The following is a 16,487-nucleotide window of genomic DNA, read 5'->3' as shown; positions in this document are numbered from 1 at the left end:
TAAAATAAAAAAGCTTTAGGGCTTTTTATTTTAAAAGCATGGCTTACCATCTTAATTAAGCAACTTTGCTGTCCGAACTTTGGGGAGTACCATATTCTGCCATATGCAGAAAATCTCACCTTAGCTTATTTTTTACCCCACCCTATCACACATGCTAAATACAGCAACTGTCGCTGCCGCATAGTCTGCTCTCCCAGCTAGTCCATAATAACTTTTTCAAAAATACTAATATATTTAGTTTATCTTCGTGCAATATTTAGCTTAAAGCATATGGACAAAGCAACCCAAGCTAAATCGTAGTTCTTTTTTTACTAATATTAAAATAGTTGTAGTGTCAAAATAGGGTTTTATTTTATGGATATAAAACATGCATTTTATAAGCACAAAACACTCATAAAATGCGCACAAAATAGGCATAAAATAGGCATAAAATAGGCATAAAATAGGCATAAAATAGGCACTAAATAGGCACAAATCACTCATAAAATTTTGATGATATTGTTGATAATCAATGGTTTACAACAGAGAGGACGATTTTTGAAAAACACACAAACAAAAAAAAAGCCCAAAAAAAGGTAAAACTGAAACTATTTTAATAAAAACGCCGGCAAAATGTATATTATAAAAAATGTGCAAGGGGTTTAGTTTTGCCCATCGCCTTTGCACTTGCTCCCTATTAGCGGGTGTTACAGAGCCAACACAATTCCCCTCTTGAGGGGTGGCCGCAGGCCGGGGTGGCAAAGTAGCTTTGGAGAGGGGGTTGGGGGGTGAGGTCGGGTTTAGGGTAAGGCCTAACTGAAAAAGCAGCAGCTTTCATCTATCCAACTCACAACTCACAACTCACCACTGACAACTTATGACTGACCACTGACCACTCACAACTCCTATATTTGCACCCTACAAATAAAGCGGTTACCTATTATGGATCTTAAATCGTTGTTGGCACGGCCATTTGCCAACCATATATATACAAAAACACAGAAAGAAGCGGTCAATGCTCTCAAATGCCAGGAGCTTATTTTAAAGAAATTGATACAGGGCGGCAAAAAAACCGTGTATGGCAGCGACCATCATTTCAGTGCGGTGAACAACTACCAGGAATTTGCACAGGCTGTGCCAGTGCGGGATTATGAGCAGATAAAGAACTACATCCAACAAATTAAAGAAGGCAAGGAGAACGTGCTTTGGCAGGGCAAACCCATTTACCTTGCCAAGACCAGCGGCACCACCAGCGGCGTTAAATACATCCCCATCACCAAGGATTCTATTTCCAACCATATCGATTCTGCCCGCAACGCCTTGCTTTGCTACTTGGCAGAAACGGGCAACAACAAGTTTGTCTCGGGCAAGATGATTTTCCTAAGCGGCTCGCCCGAGTTGGAACGCACGGCAGGCATACCCACGGGCAGGCTTAGCGGCATCGTTAACCACCATGTGCCGCAATACCTGCGTGCCAACCAGTTACCTACCTATGAAACAAATTGCATAGACGAATGGGAAACCAAGCTAGATAAAATAGTAGACGAGACCATCATGCAGGATATGTCGCTCATCAGTGGCATACCGCCATGGGTGCAGATGTATTTCGACAGGCTGCAGCAGCGCAGCGGCAAAAGGGTAGGAGAGCTGTTCCCCAATTTCAACCTGCTGGTGCAGGGCGGCGTAAACTTTGAGCCTTACAAAGCCAAGTTGTTTGAAAGCATAGGGCGGAAGATAGACACCATAGAATTGTTCCCGGCAAGCGAAGGCTTTATTGCCTTTCAGGATAGCCAAAATGCCGAGGGGCTATTATTGAATACCAACAGCGGCATTTTCTTTGAATTTGTGCCGGCAAATGAAATTTTCTCCGAGCTGCCAACCCGCCTAAGCCTGAAAGACGTGAAACTGGGTGAAAATTATGCCTTGATTATCAACAGCAACGCTGGCCTTTGGGGCTATAATATTGGCGACACGGTGAAGTTTGTAAACCTTGCCCCGTACCGTATTGTGGTTACGGGCAGGATAAAGCATTTTATTTCAGCTTTTGGCGAGCATGTGATAGGCGAGGAGGTAGAACACGCCCTTTTGAAAGCCGCAGGCGAGGACGGCGTAAAAATAGTAGAGTTTACAGTGGCGCCGTTTATACAGCAGGGAGAAGGCAAAAGCTACCACGAATGGTTCGTGGAATTTGAAACCCCACCGAACAACCTAAAAGATTTTGCCCTGAAAGTAGATGCCAACCTCAGGCGTAAGAACGTGTATTACGACGATTTGATTGGCGGCAACATCCTACAAACCCTGCGCATCAACACCATACAAAAAAATGGTTTTATCGATTATATGAAAAGCGTAGGCAAGCTAGGCGGTCAAAACAAAGTACCAAGGCTAGGCAATGATAGGGCTTTGGCAGATGCCTTGCAGCCCTTTGTTATATATCATAGATAAATGGGTTTTGCCATAGTGGCCTTTGTTTGTAGAGTGGCCGTGTACACATGTCTTTTAAGTATGAAAAAAGCTATGAAAAATCCTTCTTTTCGTGTACAATGCAGCGTCTTTGCCCAAACTTTGCTCCCTTTAAGCGTAGCGTTTTACCTTTTTTTTACACCCAGTTGCGCCTTTTTTGCGTTTAATGCCTCTGCGGCTTTGCTGTTATTAATTCCTAATGAAATTGCATTTTTTTCTATTATTCAAAGTTATAATGCCTATCTCTACCTTCTTTAATTATATTGCACCCTCATGGTAAAACGCATAGCTATATTCGGCTCCACTGGCTCCATAGGCACACAAGCCTTGGAAGTGATTGCCGCCCATGCAGACAAGTTCTCTGCCGAAATTTTAACTGCTCATAGCAACCATGAGTTATTGATAGAGCAAGCATTGAAATTTAATCCAAATTGTGTAGTAATTGGCGACGAAACAAAATATAAACTGGTAAAAGAAGCATTGGCAAATACCAATACAAAGGTTTTTGCTGGCGAAAAAGCATTGGAAGAAGTAGCAGGGTTAGACTGTTACGATATGATGCTGGCTGGCATTGTTGGCTTTGCGGGGTTGAAGCCTACCCTGAAAGCGATAGAATCTGGCAAGCCAATTGCTCTTGCAAACAAAGAAACTTTGGTGGTAGCCGGTGAATTGGTGATGCAAAAAGCCATTGCCAACCGCACGCCCATTATACCTGTTGACAGCGAACATTCTGCTATATTCCAGTGTTTAATAGGGGAGGGTAGGAACAGTATCGAAAAAATAATCCTTACGGCAAGTGGAGGCCCGTTCTTAGGGAGAAAGCCAAATTACTTGGTAAACGTGAAAAAAGAACACGCTCTGCAGCACCCCAATTGGGAAATGGGGGCCAAAATCTCAATCGATTCTGCCACATTGATGAACAAGGGGCTGGAAATGATTGAGGCAAAATGGCTTTTTAATTTGCATCCAGACCAAATCCAAGTAATTGTACATCCGCAGAGCATTATACATAGCATGGTGCAATTTGCCGATGGTAGCATCAAATCGCAGATGGGCTTGCCCGACATGAAATTGCCTATACAATATGCACTCGGCTTCCCACAAAGGATACCAAGCACTTTTCCTAGGTACGATTTTAAAAAGCCGCATACGCTAACCTTTGAGGAACCTGATTTAAAAACGTTCAGGAACCTAGCACTAGCTATCGAGGCTTTGAACAAAGGTGGCAACTGGCCTTGCATATTAAACGCCGCAAACGAAATTGCAGTGTATGCCTTTATAAAAAACCGCATAGGCTTTTTGGATATGACCACCGTGATAGAAGATGTGCTTACTAAAATGAAATTTATAGAAAAGCCAACTTTGCAGGAATATTTCGACAGCGACGGGCAGGCAAGGGCATACACTGCTTCGCTGATAAGGATGTAAATAAATGACGTTTTTCGCTTTGCCCCCTCTTCTTTGTTCTTGCTCTCTCTTCTTTCAGAAAGGGCTGGGGTGAGGTTTATTCTAATAAAAATTAATAAACAAAGCCACTGCAACAATATTTGCTGGCTTTAAAAAAGTAAACAGCCGTGGGCTTACCTAGTTGTTTACGGATATGATGATACTATGACTTTATTAGCAATTGATTTCGCCACTGTAGCTGTAAAAGCAGGGCAGTTTATACTTTCTTTTTCAATTTTGGTGGTGCTACACGAGCTGGGGCATTTTATACCTGCCAAGTTATTCAAGTGCAGGGTAGAAAAGTTTTACCTATTTTTCAATCCTGGTTTTAGTTTGTTTAAAATCAAAAAAGGCGAAACCGAATATGGCATTGGCTGGGTTCCTTTTGGCGGGTTTGTGAAAATATCCGGCATGATAGACGAAAGCATGGACAAGGAACAAATGAAATTGCCCCCAGAAGACCATGAATTTCGGAGCAAGCCAGCATGGCAGCGGCTCATCATCATGACGGGTGGCGTGCTGGTAAACGTGCTGTTGGCAATCGTTATCTTTATTGGCATCACGGCTTATTGGGGCGAGGAATCACTGCCCATGAAAAACCTTAAATATGGCATTAGCACAGATAGCCTTGCCCAAAGCATTGGCATAAAGGATGGGGATAATATTGTGGCAATAGATAACCGCCCTTTAGAATATTTTGGCACTGTGGCGGCAGATATTGTGTTGAAAGACGCAAAAAGCATACAACTTGAAAGGGGTGCTGAAAAAATAAACATCAATATACCTCCATCCCTCTCAAAACAATTGGTGAAAAATAAAAACATGGATGCGTTTGTAGGGGTAAGGTATCCTGCGGTGGTAGATTCTGTTTTAAAAACAGCCGTTATTACAAAAGGCAAGTTGGTGAAAGGCGATACTTTAATAGCATTGAACAACATTGGCATTACTTTTTATCATCAGTTGGTTGCTTTACGATCAAAGTTCAAAGACTCTATTGTGGAATTGAAAATACTGCGTGGAAAAGACACGGTAACAACAAGGTGCTTATTGAAAGATGGCTTGATTGGTTTTATACCTGAAAACCCTGGCAAAATGTTTGGCACGGTAGTAAAGAAATATTCTCTTGCAGAGGCAGTTCCAATTGGTATAAAAAGGTGCAAAGAAACCTTGCAGCATTATATTACCGGTCTTAAAAGGATATTTACTGGTAAAGACAACCCAAACGATAGCCTTGGAAGCGTAATCAGCATTGGCAATACATTCCCTGGCGTTTGGGATTGGGAACGCTTCTGGACATTAACGGGTATCTTTTCCATTATCCTTGCTTTTATGAATATTTTGCCTATCCCTGCCTTAGATGGCGGTCATGCGCTTTTTACATTGGTAGAAATGATAACTGGCCGCAAGCCAGGTGATAAATTTATGGAGTATGCACAAATAGCAGGCATGGTATTATTGCTAAGTTTGATGGTGTATGCTTTGGGGTTGGATTTCTGGAGGCTGTTTAAATAAGTTATGAATTATGATTTCTCAAAGTGCATAAAAAAAATATCTTGATAATCAACTGAATGCTTGATGTGTTACTAATAACAACTGATTACTATTCGCATACCTTTAGTATAATGTACCTATTCTTTCATCTATATCTTTATTACTTTTTTACACCTTTGTGGCATATATCTATAGCCCCACTATCTGCTGTGTAAGCAAAGTGTGTACATGTGGCAAAGCCGTTTTAAACCTTTGGAAAGTGGCGGGTGCAATGTTTTTAGTGCTGAAAGGCTCGGTACGCACAAATGTTTTGTTTTCGCCTACATTGCGGCCATATTTGTAGGCATAGGTAAACCAGCCATTGTTTTCTAGTTGTACTTCCTTTAAATCAGTATTGGGCACGCAGATGAAAAATTGGTTTTGTGCTTTTACTGTTGTTGCCGATGCCAAGTTATGGCTACGCATAGCCAAGTACGCTTCTTTTGCTGTTTCTACGGCAGGGTCTATCAGTTGTACATGGGCTGCCATCAGGTGGCGGTAGCGGTAGGCATTACCATTTTTAAAATTGTATAATTCTAAAAGTACTTTGGCAATGATATCTTTCATATAGGGGTAGTGCGTGCAGCCGAGTATCAATGTATTTAATGGCAGTGCCGTATTTTCCTTCCTCATTTTCTCTAATAAGGTTACCAAATGGTAACGCACATAATTGGCAGGGTCGTTTATCTGCATTTCCAGGCAATTGTTGGTTTTAGGGTCGTATTCGCACAGCATTTTATTGTAAGACTTGTCAAAATGATATATAGGCAGCAACGATGTATCAATAGCCAGCTTGGTGTTTTTTAAAGAAGGGCCACGGTAGTTGCTCCTTGCCTTGGTTAGGGTATCATTAAAATAATCATTGTCACGGTCTATGCTTTCGGCTAGGCCAACGCCTCCTTGGCTTACAATGCTTAAATCCCCAACACCGAGGTATTGCGCAGCCATTTGTTTTAGCGTGCGCTGGTAGCCATTGGAAGCCACTGTGCCAGCCGTTGCAAAAACGCCAATTGTGCCTTTATGGGTTTGTTGGTATTGCAAAGCGGCTTTGGAGCCTGCATCTATCACGCCTATGCAGGGTATGGAAGGGTTGTAAGTTTGTATATACGCCTTCATGTCGCCCAGCGCATAAGCCGTGGCAGTATTGCAGGCCACCACCACCATTTTCACAGGTCGTTTAGCTGCTATCTGCCAAGTGGGTGCAGCGGGCTTGTCGTATTGGCTGCCAATCAGGAATTTTAGGTTTTTCAGCACATGCTCTTTCAGCAAATCGGTTTTGCCTGCGGCGGCATAATTGCCATAAGGCATATTGGCTTGGTCAGCCAGGTATTCAAACTTTTCATTTTCAAAGTCGGGCTTGCCATCAGCACCCGGCTTGCCAGTAATATTATTGTATGCATCTAACTTTAATATGGCTTCCAAAACTGTTAATCCCCCAGTGCCAGAATCGAACACGCCAACTGGGAGGGAGCTATCCACAGGTTTTGCGGGTTCCTGTGCATTGACTGTAAATAGTGCTGCTATTAGCATCATTGCGAAAAGGGCGGATTTTATTGTTTGCATAGTGTTAAAGGTACTTTAATGCTTTATAATAAAGTGCAGGGTGGGTGGTTTTTGTAACCTATAAAAGTGGTTAAATGATTTCAATGATTGGGTGAAATCTCATTTATATGCTTTAATCTACACTTAGTTTGTGTCACTTTTTCCAGCCTTCTGCTTACATTAGCTGTCCTGAAAAATAAAACGATGGTTAATTATCCTTTGCGTATGAAAGTAATGCTTTCACTACTATTGATTTGTTTTTATTGTGTGGGATTGTCTGCACAGGTCTGGCAATGGTCAACCCTATTCAAAAATGAAAGGGTAGGTGCAGAAGAAGCTAGGGCTTTTTTGTGGGTGCCAGACAATTGCAAAAAGGTAAAAGGTGTGGTTTTTGCCCAAAACAACATGGAAGAACTATCTATTCTGGAACATCCTGAATTCAGGAAACAGATGGGCAAACTAGGTTTTGCCGAAATATGGGTAACCCCAGCATTCGACCATCTATTCCGGTTTAACGAAGGTGCCGGCGAAACATTCAACAACATCATGAATAACCTAGCGGAAGCATCGGGCTACACAGAATTAAAGTTTGCACCTGTTGTGCCAATAGGCCATTCTGCGGCAGCTAGCTGGCCATATTATTTTGCCGTGTGGAAACCAGAACGCACCCTTTGTGCCATTTCCGTTAGTGGACAATGGCCTTATTTCCGGGACCCCAAATTTGCTCCAGATATTTGGGAAGATAGGACATTGGATGCTATACCTTGTTTGGAAACCATGGGAGAATATGAAGCGGCCAATACTTGGAGTAATGAAGGCTTAAAAGAACGTGCCGAGCACCCACTATTGGCCATCAGCATGTTGGCCTGCCCAGTGGAGGGGCATTTTGCCGCATCTGAAAAAAAGATTGACTATATTGCTTTGTACATTAAAAAAGCAGTGCAATACAGGCTAACCAACCAAATGGACGGTAACTATCCAGTACTGAATACTATTGACCCCACCAGTAATGGGTGGATGGCAGATAAATGGCGGCTGAATGAAGCCCCAAAAGCAGTAGCAGCACCTGTAAATAAATACAAAGGCGACCCTAAAGAAGCATTTTGGTTTTTTGACGAGGAAATGGCAAAGGCCACAGACGCGTATCAAGCGGCTTACCGCAACAAAAAAGCACAATTGCTAGGCTATATACAAGATGACAAAATGGTGCAGCAACGCAACAGCCACTTGCAGGTAAGGCTGCCATTTTTGCCCGACAGCAATGGCACTACTTTTAAACTAAAAGCGGGCTTCTTAGATACGGTAGCTGGCGAAAGCCCAAGGTTAAAAGATTGGACAGGCCTAATAGTTGGCAGCCATATAGGCCACTCTACTGCTAATGTGGCTATATCTATAAACAGGATAATTGGGCCTTTTAAGAAAATAAGCGACAGTATTTTTGAGGTAAGTTTTGATAAAACTATAAAAAGCAATGCCAAAACTTATACGTTTACTTTTGCAGCTACTCACTCAGGCGATGAAAGCTACAAGCCTGCTGTGCAGCAAGCTGAAATGGTAATACCTGCCACTAATAGCCAAGGTATAGAACAAGCCATCAGCTTCGAGCCAATTGGCAACCCAAAATCAGGTGCTAAAATGATGGAGTTAAAAGCAAGTTCTTCTGCCAGCCTGCCCGTTTCTTTTTATATACTAGAAGGCCCAGCAGAGGTTGTGGGCAATAAACTAATGTTTACCACAATACCGCCACAAAGCAAATATCCTGTAAGGGTAACTATAGTTGCATGGCAATATGGTACAAGTATAGAACCTAAGGTAAAAACAGCACCTATAGTAAGCCAGACTTTTTTTATTGATAAATAGAAATACTAGCTATAATTGAAATGATACACAAAACACCAACTTATTTTGAAATAACCAGTTTGCTGCAATAATTTTCTGTATCTGTTTTTACCGATACAAGGTATGTACCTTTTTTTAGCTTGTCTGTAGCTAAAGAATACTTATTTAGGCCTGCTCCTTTAAAGCTGGTGCTTATAAGGTTTTGTCCTGCTGTATTATACACGGTTATAGTTGCATAAGGAATTAGATGGTTAAAATACAGTGTAGTGGTTGCCACGGCAGGATTTGGCGATACTTTAAATAAGTTACCCACAGGAAATGTATTATTTACAGATATTACATTACTGTAGCTTAAAGTGCCATCTTTGTCAACTATTTTTAACCGGTAGTAAACAGTAGTTGGTTCAAGGTTATTGTTGCTAAAACTATATTTACTATTGCTTCCAGTAGCATTTACTTTACCTATTGAGACAAATGTTTTTGTATCCAAACTGCTTTGTAATTCAAAAAAAGCACAATTTTCCTCTGTTGCACTAAACCATTCAATTGTATTATACCCAGTTTTTTTAGTTGCGAAAAAACTGCTTAATTTAATTGGCAAAACCGTTCTCCAGATATTTTTAATGCTGGAAGAGTCTTTGCTCGCACCTGCATAAGGCAAGCCATACAAGTCTTCAATGGTACGCAAAAGGTTGTAATGCGTAATGGGCTGCGGGTAAAGCCCACCTTTTACATCCTGCCCAACAAATAAGGTTACAATCTGGTTACTTTGCGATTTATCGTCTTCATCAAAAGTGAGTATAAAAAGGCTATTGTTTTTTTTGCACCATTGGATATAGCTATCTAAATTATTTTTTATCCAAGTATCGCTAGTGGCCACAGTGCCATCGTGCATGTCGTTATTCAAATTTGGGATAACAAAAGACAAAGTGGGCAAGGTGCTAAAATTAGCAGGAAAGGCAGTGAGTGGCTGGTTGAGGGTGCTTGGAATGCCATTGATGGCTGCTCCTTGCCAGTTGGACCAAGGATTATGCTTTCTCGCATAAGCACCCGATGTAGCACCATTAAAGCCCTCAGAAGGCATGGTTTCGGAATAGCCCGTAAATGTATAACCATTCTGCAAAAGGGATGCCCCTAGATTAGCCGTTGTAAAAGGCCTGCCAGTAGGCAGGTTGTCATTAATAACACCTTGGTTGTTACCAGAAAACAACATGATATAATTTGGTTGGCTAGGGTGTGTCAAGGCATAAGACTTGGTTAGTACAGCCCCATAAGCATCGTTAAATAAACTGTTTATGTATGGAGCAGCAGCACTGTCATGGATTTCATTATAAGAATGGTTTTCCAATATTACAATTATCACATGATCGGGTTTTTTTTGAGCCAATGTGTGCTGGCAAATAAATAAGCAAAGGATAACGAATGTAAAAATTTGTTTCATAAGTAGGTAGGGTGAGGGTTTGATAAATTATCTTTCAAATCTACTATAAAATGTGTTTGAAAAAAAAAACTAGGTAACAAAGGGTAAACGTTTCAAAATTATCCTATGCCTAATTGCCTCATTTATTCTTAAATGCCTCTTTCTTTACTAGCTACCTACCGCTTTTTTGCCTTAGCCCTGTAATATTATTAGCAATTCCCCACTCGCAAATACTTTCCAAAATGGGTATGAAAGATGTTCCAACTTTCGTTAAACTATATTCTGTCCTTGGGGGGATTTCGTTGTAATCTTTCTTGGTTACCCAGCCACTGTTCATCAATTCTTTTAGTTGCTGTATCAGCATTTTCTCCGAAATGTTCGGGATTGCTTTCCTTATTTCATTGTAGCGGAACGACCCATTTTTCAATTGCCATAGGATGATTATTTTCCATCGCCCCCCAATGGCCAGCACGGTGGAAGTGATGGGGCAATCGGTAGTGATTGCTTTTTCGTTGATATGATTGGTAGAATTTATCTTTCGCATGTTATACTTACTAAATTGTATGTACTTACTTTTTAGGCAGCAAAGGTATTGACTTCTATTTTTGTTTTTAAATAATAAAAAAAAATATGGTAGCAAGTAATTTGAAGGACAAAACCATAGTTGTGGTAGGCGGCAGTTCTGGAATTGGGTTGGCAGTAGTTAAGTTGGCAAATGAGTTCGGGGCAAACGTTGTGCTCACCGGTCGCAACCAAAAGAAAGCGATTTATGCAGCTTCTTCCGTTGGTTTTGCCGTAAAAGGGTGGACATTAGATGTGGATGATGAACAGGCAATAGTTGACTTTTTTAAGCCTTTTGCCAGCATAGACCATATTTATATTGCCGCAGGCAGTACCAAACTTGGAAGCGTGACGGAAGGTGTTTTAGAAGAAAACATGGCCGCTTTTAATACGCGGCTACTGGGAAGTTTAAGAATTGTAAGGGCGGTGGCCAACAAAATAAGCCCATCGGGTTCCATCACTTTTACAGGTGGCGTTTCTACTGATAGACCCATAAGTGGTGCTTGGGTTTCTGGCTTGGGTACTGCTTCTGCCGAGCAGCTAGCCCGTGTGTTGGTAATGGAACTGCCGCATATCCGTTTAAATGCCGTTTCACCTGGCTACACCGACACACCGATGTGGGATGGTATTATGAGTGAACAAAAAACTGAAATTTTGGCAACCATTGCTGAAAAACTACCTGTAAAAAAGATTGCTTCCCCCGAGGAAGTGGCTTCGGCAGTGCTTTTTTTAATGTCAAATGCTTCTATCACTGGCGAGGTAATCCACGTGGACGGTGGTGCCCGACTTATTTAATAACAACAAAAATTTAAAAAAATGAAAAAAACAATTATCGCATTCGTCGCAATGCTGTTTTCAATGGTTTCTATGGCACAAACGGGTTTAAAAGTGGGTGAGAAGGCCCCCAACTTTATTGCCAAGAATCAAAACGGTAAAACAGTCAGTTTACAAAACACCTTACAAAAGGGCAAAGTTGTGGTGCTGTTCTATCGTGGTTTCTGGTGTCCAGGCTGTAGCAAGGCTGTAAAAAGTTTACAGGATTCGTTGCAATTGCTAACAGATAAAAATGTTTCTGTTATTGCTATTTCACCCGAAGGCGCAGATGGTGTTGCAAAAACCGTAAGTAAGTCCAAAGCAACTTTTTCTGTATTGAGTGATGAAGGGTTGAAGATATCGAAAGCATATAAAGTAATATTTAAAGTGACGCCTGATATGGACACGATACACAAAAAATATAACATTGATGTGGTGGGCAATAATGGCAAAAACGGAAATTATCTACCAAGACCCTCTGCTTTTATTATTGAGCAAGATGGAAAAATCTCCTACCGCTATTTCAATAACTCTCCTTATTCAAACCCAAATAGCAACAACAGGGTAACTGTAAAAGAACTTTTAGCGCATTTATAAACCATACAAATTAAGAAAAATGAGTGAACAACAAATCGTTATGTCGTTAGATGAATTAGTGTCTTTGGTTGGGGAAGGCAAACCAATGGAAGCCTTTGAAAAATTTTACCACGACGACCTTGAAAAAACAGACTTGGATGGTATAACGCACAAAGGCAAGGCTGTAAATGAAAAAATTGGGTACGAGTTATTGTCTAAAGTTACCGCAATCCGTGATTTCACTGCGGTGGGCAAAATTGTGAAAGGCAACCGTAGTTTTTTGGTTTGGTCGCTCGATTTTGACCATGCTGACAATGGTGCCATCAAAGTAGTCCAAATTGCTATCCAAGATTGGGAAGAAGGAAAAATTATCCGCGAAAGGTTTATTGCGTAATTGATTTGGGTAATCCAATAGAAATGGGTTTCACATCAAACATTTAAGGGGGTAGTTTTTTTAGGAATATCAATCTTTTGGATAGTTGCAGATTTTGGTATAAGTAGGTTTTTATTTTAGCTTTGTTGAATGAAGGCTTCGTTTAAAACGAAGACTTCATTATGTGTGCTTTTTTATTATGCGATAAAAAAAATTATTTACTACTAACAAACTCTTTAGGTTGCTTTTGCCATTCTGTAGGCGGCAGCGACTTAAAGTATTCGTAGGTTTTTTTCAATCCTTCTGCCCTGTCAACCTTTGGTTCCCATCCCAGTATTTCTTGTGCTTTTGTAATGTCTGGTTTGCGTTGCTTGGGGTCGTCTTTAGGCAAATCTTTATAAACGATTTTTACGGAAGAACCTGTTAATTTTAGCACTTCCTCTGCAAAGTCTTTTAAAGATATTTCATTGGGGTTTCCAATGTTTACCGGGTAGGCATAATCACTTAACAATAGTTTGTAGATGCCATCTACCAAATCGTCCACATAACAAAAGCTACGGGTTTGGCTGCCATCGCCAAAAACAGTTAAGTCTTCGCCACGCAATGCTTGGCCGATAAACGCTGGCAATGCACGACCATCGTTCAAGCGCATTTTAGGGCCGTAGGTATTGAATATCCTAACAATTCTCGTTTCTACACCATGGAAAGTATGGTAAGCCATGGTAATGGCTTCTTGGAAGCGTTTTGCTTCGTCATATACACCACGAGGGCCAATTGGGTTTACATTGCCCCAATATTCTTCTGTTTGTGGGTGCACCAATGGGTCGCCATAAATTTCGCTGGTAGAAGCTATCAGCATCCTCGCACCCTTGGCTTTTGCCAAGCCCAAGCAATTATGCGTACCTAAAGAACCCACTTTCAAGGTTTGGATAGGTATTTTCAAATAATCAATAGGGCTAGCTGGGGATGCAAAATGCAGGATATAATCAATATTGCCCGGGACATGGATGAATTTGGAAACATCGTGGTGGTAAAACTCAAACTGCGGCAAAGGGAACAAATGTTCAATGTTCATCAAATCGCCCGTGATTAGGTTGTCCATGCCAATTACATGGTAGCCTTCATTTATAAATTTATCGCATAAGTGCGAACCTAAAAAACCAGCCGCGCCTGTTATCAATACTCTTTTCATAATATTTTGATTATGGTTCAGATGAAAAAATATTCATCATTCCTAATTTATAATTCCTAATTATTACGGTCTTCCTATGCTTTCATAAAAATATCCCACTTCCCTAATTTGTTTGCTATCAAATAAATTACGGCCATCGAACAATACTTTGGCTTTCAACTTTGCTTCCATTATTTCAAAATCGGGTGTCCTGAATTCAGACCATTCGGTGGCAATAATCAATGCGTCTGCACCATCTAAAACACCATATTGATTTTCGCCATAAGCAATTTTATCGCCAATTTGCCTTTTTACATTTGGCATTGCTTCTGGGTCAAATGCAGCAACGGTTGCACCTGCTGCTGTCAAGGCATCAATCAAGTATAAGGCTGGGGCTTCTCGAATATCGTCTGTATTGGGTTTAAAAGCCAAACCCCACAAGGCAAAGTGCTTGCCTCTTAAATCATCATTGAAATATGCTTTTATCTTAGGGATTAAATGTGTTTTTTGTTTTTCGTTTACTTCTTCTACGGCTTTCAATATTTGAAAGTCGTAGCCAACTTCCTCGGCAGACATAATTAAGGCCTGTACATCTTTAGGGAAACAACTACCGCCATACCCAATGCCCGGGAAAAGGAAACGTTTGCCAATACGATCGTCGCTGCCTATGCCACGCCTTACCATGTCCACATCCGCACCTAAGCGCTCGCACATCTGAGCAATTTCGTTCATGAAAGAAATTTTAGCAGCCAAGAATGAGTTTGCTGCATATTTGGTAAGCTCGGCACTTTTTTCATCCATATAAATTACCGGGTTGCCTTGGCGAACATACGGTGCATACAATTCGCCCATTACTTTTCTTGCCCTTTCAGAGCTTGCGCCAATTACCACACGATCTGGTTTCATAAAATCGTCCACTGCCACGCCTTCACGCAAAAATTCGGGGTTACTCACCACGTCAAATTCGCCGGAATAGTTGGCTGCAATAGCTGCATGAACTTTTTCTGCCGTGCCTACAGGAACGGTGCTTTTATCAACTATTACTTTATAATCAGTCAATATTTTGCCTAAATCGTTGGCAACGCCTAATACATATTTCAAATCGGCACTTCCATCAGCACCCGGAGGGGTAGGCAATGCAAGAAAAATAATGGCTGCATCTTTAATGCCATCGGCAAGGTTGGTAGTAAATTTCAAGCGGCCTTCGTTCAGGTTGCGTAAAAATATTTTTTCTAATCCTGGCTCATAAATGGTTATTTCCCCGTTGGATAGCTTGGTTACTTTCCTTTGGTCAATATCTATACAGGTTACTTTGTTGCCTGTTTCTGCAAAACAAGTACCTGATACTAACCCTACATACCCTGTGCCTACAACCGCTATTTTCATTATGCCTTAATTTTTAAAGTTTAGTACTGCCGAAGTTATAAAAGTTAATTGTTCCTCATCCAATTCTGTATGTATAGGCAGGGATATTACCCTTTCGGTAAGCCAATCTGTAACCGGCAACTGCAAGTCGCCGAAATCAAAGCCCGCAAACATTTTTTGCTTATGGCTAGGCACGGGGTAGTAAATCATATTAGGTATTCCTTTTGCAGACAGGTAGCTGCTCAGTTCATCCCTATCTAGGCCATCAAGCAATATAGTATATTGATGGTAAACATGCATAGAATAATCGGCAACTGCGGGGGTTGTTATCCATCCACAGCCGGAAAAGGCTTTTGTATAAAAAGCTGCTGCTATTTGGCGTGCTTTGTTGTATTCGTCTAGCTTTTTTAATTTGATATTTAAAATGGCTGCTTGCAATGCATCTAACCGTGAATTGCAGCCTACCATTTCGTGGTAGTAGCGTACTTTTTGCCCATGGTTGGCAATCATTTTAATTTTTTCGGCTAATGCTTCATCATTGGTGAAAATAGCCCCACCATCACCATAGGCCCCTAAATTTTTGCTAGGGTAAAAAGATGTGCAACCTATATGCCCAATGCTACCTGTTTTCTTTACCGTTCCATCGGTAAAAGTATAGTCGCAGCCAATAGCTTGGGCATTGTCTTCTATTACAAATAGGTTATGCTCTTTGGCTATTTGCATTATTTCTTCCATCGGCGCCGAATGACCATATAAATGTACAGGGACGATGGCTTTTGTTTTTGGGGTAATGGCTGCCCTTATAGCTTCTGGGCTGATGCAAAAAGTATCTTTGTCAACCTCAACAAAAACGGGCGTAAGCCTTAACAATGCCACTACTTCTGTGGTAGCAATATAGGTAAAAGATGGCGTGATTACTTCATCGCCTGGCTGCAAGCCCAATGCCATCATGGCTATTTGCAGTGCATCTGTACCATTGGCACAAGGTATTGTATATCCACTTCCAATATATGTGTTGAGCGCCACTCCAAAATCTTGTACTGCTTTGCCGCCTATGTATGCTGCACTATCCAGTACTGCTTGCATAGCTTCTGTAACCTGGTCTTTTATTTTGAGATACTGTGTTTTTGTATCTACCATCTGTATTGCCCTCATAAGTGCCTAATAGGCAACAAATCTATGGGAAAATGACAAATAAAATGGGCAAATGGGTGTGGCATAAAAGGATAAATATTTTAATAGTACATATTTTAATAAAAGAATAATTTCATCGCTTAAATATTTTGCCTAAAATGTTCACCAAACAAAGTATATAAAAAGTTCAATTGATGAAAGCATAGACTCGGGTGTATTTAAATAATTTAAGTGAATTTTATAATAATGTATTGATAATGAAATGATAGTTTTAT

At 40.8% G+C, this 16,487-nt stretch carries 13 protein-coding genes; 7 read left to right on the top strand and 6 right to left on the bottom strand.

Features of this window, described 5'->3' with window-relative positions; translation table 11 throughout:
* Positions 1-921 precede the first annotated feature (921 nt).
* The 3 genes from ACHFIY_RS18375 to rseP all read left to right on the top strand — a co-directional run bounded on the left by ACHFIY_RS18375 (position 922) and on the right by rseP (position 5,400).
* Positions 922-2,424 (top strand): GH3 auxin-responsive promoter family protein, encoded by a 1,503-nt coding sequence (locus tag ACHFIY_RS18375; protein ID WP_410847588.1) that lies wholly within the window; start codon positions 922-924, stop codon positions 2,422-2,424.
* Positions 2,425-2,715: 291 nt separating this feature from the next.
* Positions 2,716-3,870, top strand: a complete 1,155-nt coding sequence (locus tag ACHFIY_RS18370; protein ID WP_410847587.1) for a 1-deoxy-D-xylulose-5-phosphate reductoisomerase — start codon at positions 2,716-2,718, stop codon at positions 3,868-3,870.
* A gap of 183 nt (positions 3,871-4,053) precedes the next feature.
* Complete coding sequence (rseP, locus tag ACHFIY_RS18365) at positions 4,054-5,400, top strand: RIP metalloprotease RseP (protein ID WP_410847586.1); 1,347 nt, start codon at positions 4,054-4,056, stop codon at positions 5,398-5,400.
* Between the two features lie 168 nt (positions 5,401-5,568).
* Here the strand turns inward: rseP and ACHFIY_RS18360 are convergent, their stop codons facing one another.
* The gene (locus tag ACHFIY_RS18360; protein ID WP_410847585.1) at positions 5,569-6,951 is read right to left on the bottom strand and encodes a glutamate racemase; all 1,383 of its coding nucleotides are present in this window, start codon (positions 6,949-6,951) and stop codon (positions 5,569-5,571) included.
* A 234-nt stretch (positions 6,952-7,185) separates the two neighbouring features.
* On the opposite strand from ACHFIY_RS18360, the gene ACHFIY_RS18355 reads away from it, so the two are divergent.
* Complete coding sequence (locus tag ACHFIY_RS18355; protein WP_410847584.1) at positions 7,186-8,820, top strand: hypothetical protein; 1,635 nt, start codon at positions 7,186-7,188, stop codon at positions 8,818-8,820.
* Between the two features lie 40 nt (positions 8,821-8,860).
* Here ACHFIY_RS18355 and ACHFIY_RS18350 read toward each other — a convergent pair whose 3' ends face one another.
* Both ACHFIY_RS18350 and ACHFIY_RS18345 read right to left on the bottom strand, forming a co-directional pair.
* The gene (locus tag ACHFIY_RS18350; protein WP_410847583.1) at positions 8,861-10,240 is read right to left on the bottom strand and encodes an alkaline phosphatase family protein; all 1,380 of its coding nucleotides are present in this window, start codon (positions 10,238-10,240) and stop codon (positions 8,861-8,863) included.
* A 151-nt stretch (positions 10,241-10,391) separates the two neighbouring features.
* A complete protein-coding gene (locus tag ACHFIY_RS18345; protein ID WP_410847582.1) occupies positions 10,392-10,763 on the bottom strand; it encodes a winged helix-turn-helix transcriptional regulator in 372 nt (123 codons plus the stop codon).
* A gap of 86 nt (positions 10,764-10,849) precedes the next feature.
* Between ACHFIY_RS18345 and ACHFIY_RS18340 the strand changes: the two genes are divergently transcribed.
* Genes ACHFIY_RS18340 through ACHFIY_RS18330 form a run of 3 tightly spaced genes read left to right on the top strand, consistent with a single transcriptional unit; the run spans position 10,850 to position 12,563 of the window.
* On the top strand, positions 10,850-11,575 hold the full coding sequence (locus tag ACHFIY_RS18340; protein ID WP_410847581.1) for an SDR family oxidoreductase: 726 nt from the start codon (positions 10,850-10,852) through the stop codon (positions 11,573-11,575).
* A 21-nt stretch (positions 11,576-11,596) separates the two neighbouring features.
* Complete coding sequence (locus ACHFIY_RS18335; protein WP_410847580.1) at positions 11,597-12,190, top strand: peroxiredoxin family protein; 594 nt, start codon at positions 11,597-11,599, stop codon at positions 12,188-12,190.
* 19 nt (positions 12,191-12,209) lie between these two features.
* Positions 12,210-12,563, top strand: a complete 354-nt coding sequence (locus tag ACHFIY_RS18330) for a SnoaL-like domain-containing protein (protein ID WP_410847579.1) — start codon at positions 12,210-12,212, stop codon at positions 12,561-12,563.
* Positions 12,564-12,756: 193 nt separating this feature from the next.
* On the opposite strand, the gene ACHFIY_RS18325 is transcribed toward ACHFIY_RS18330, so the two are convergent.
* From ACHFIY_RS18325 to ACHFIY_RS18315, 3 genes are all read right to left on the bottom strand, one after another.
* Entirely contained in the window at positions 12,757-13,734 is a 978-nt protein-coding gene (locus ACHFIY_RS18325) for a UDP-glucuronic acid decarboxylase family protein (RefSeq protein ID WP_410847578.1), read from the bottom strand.
* A 63-nt stretch (positions 13,735-13,797) separates the two neighbouring features.
* Positions 13,798-15,099 (bottom strand): UDP-glucose dehydrogenase family protein, encoded by a 1,302-nt coding sequence (locus tag ACHFIY_RS18320; RefSeq protein WP_410847577.1) that lies wholly within the window; start codon positions 15,097-15,099, stop codon positions 13,798-13,800.
* 6 nt (positions 15,100-15,105) lie between these two features.
* Positions 15,106-16,233: a DegT/DnrJ/EryC1/StrS family aminotransferase gene (locus ACHFIY_RS18315; RefSeq protein WP_410847576.1), complete on the bottom strand. Its 1,128-nt coding sequence runs from the start codon at positions 16,231-16,233 to the stop codon at positions 15,106-15,108.
* Positions 16,234-16,487 lie beyond the last annotated feature (254 nt).

The organism is Parasediminibacterium schistidii (genome assembly GCF_046546515.1).
In the GTDB taxonomy this organism is placed as follows: Bacteria; Bacteroidota; Bacteroidia; order Chitinophagales; family Chitinophagaceae; genus Parasediminibacterium.
Note: the sequence above shows the minus strand (reverse complement) of the source record. Positions and strands in the feature narration are given on the sequence as shown.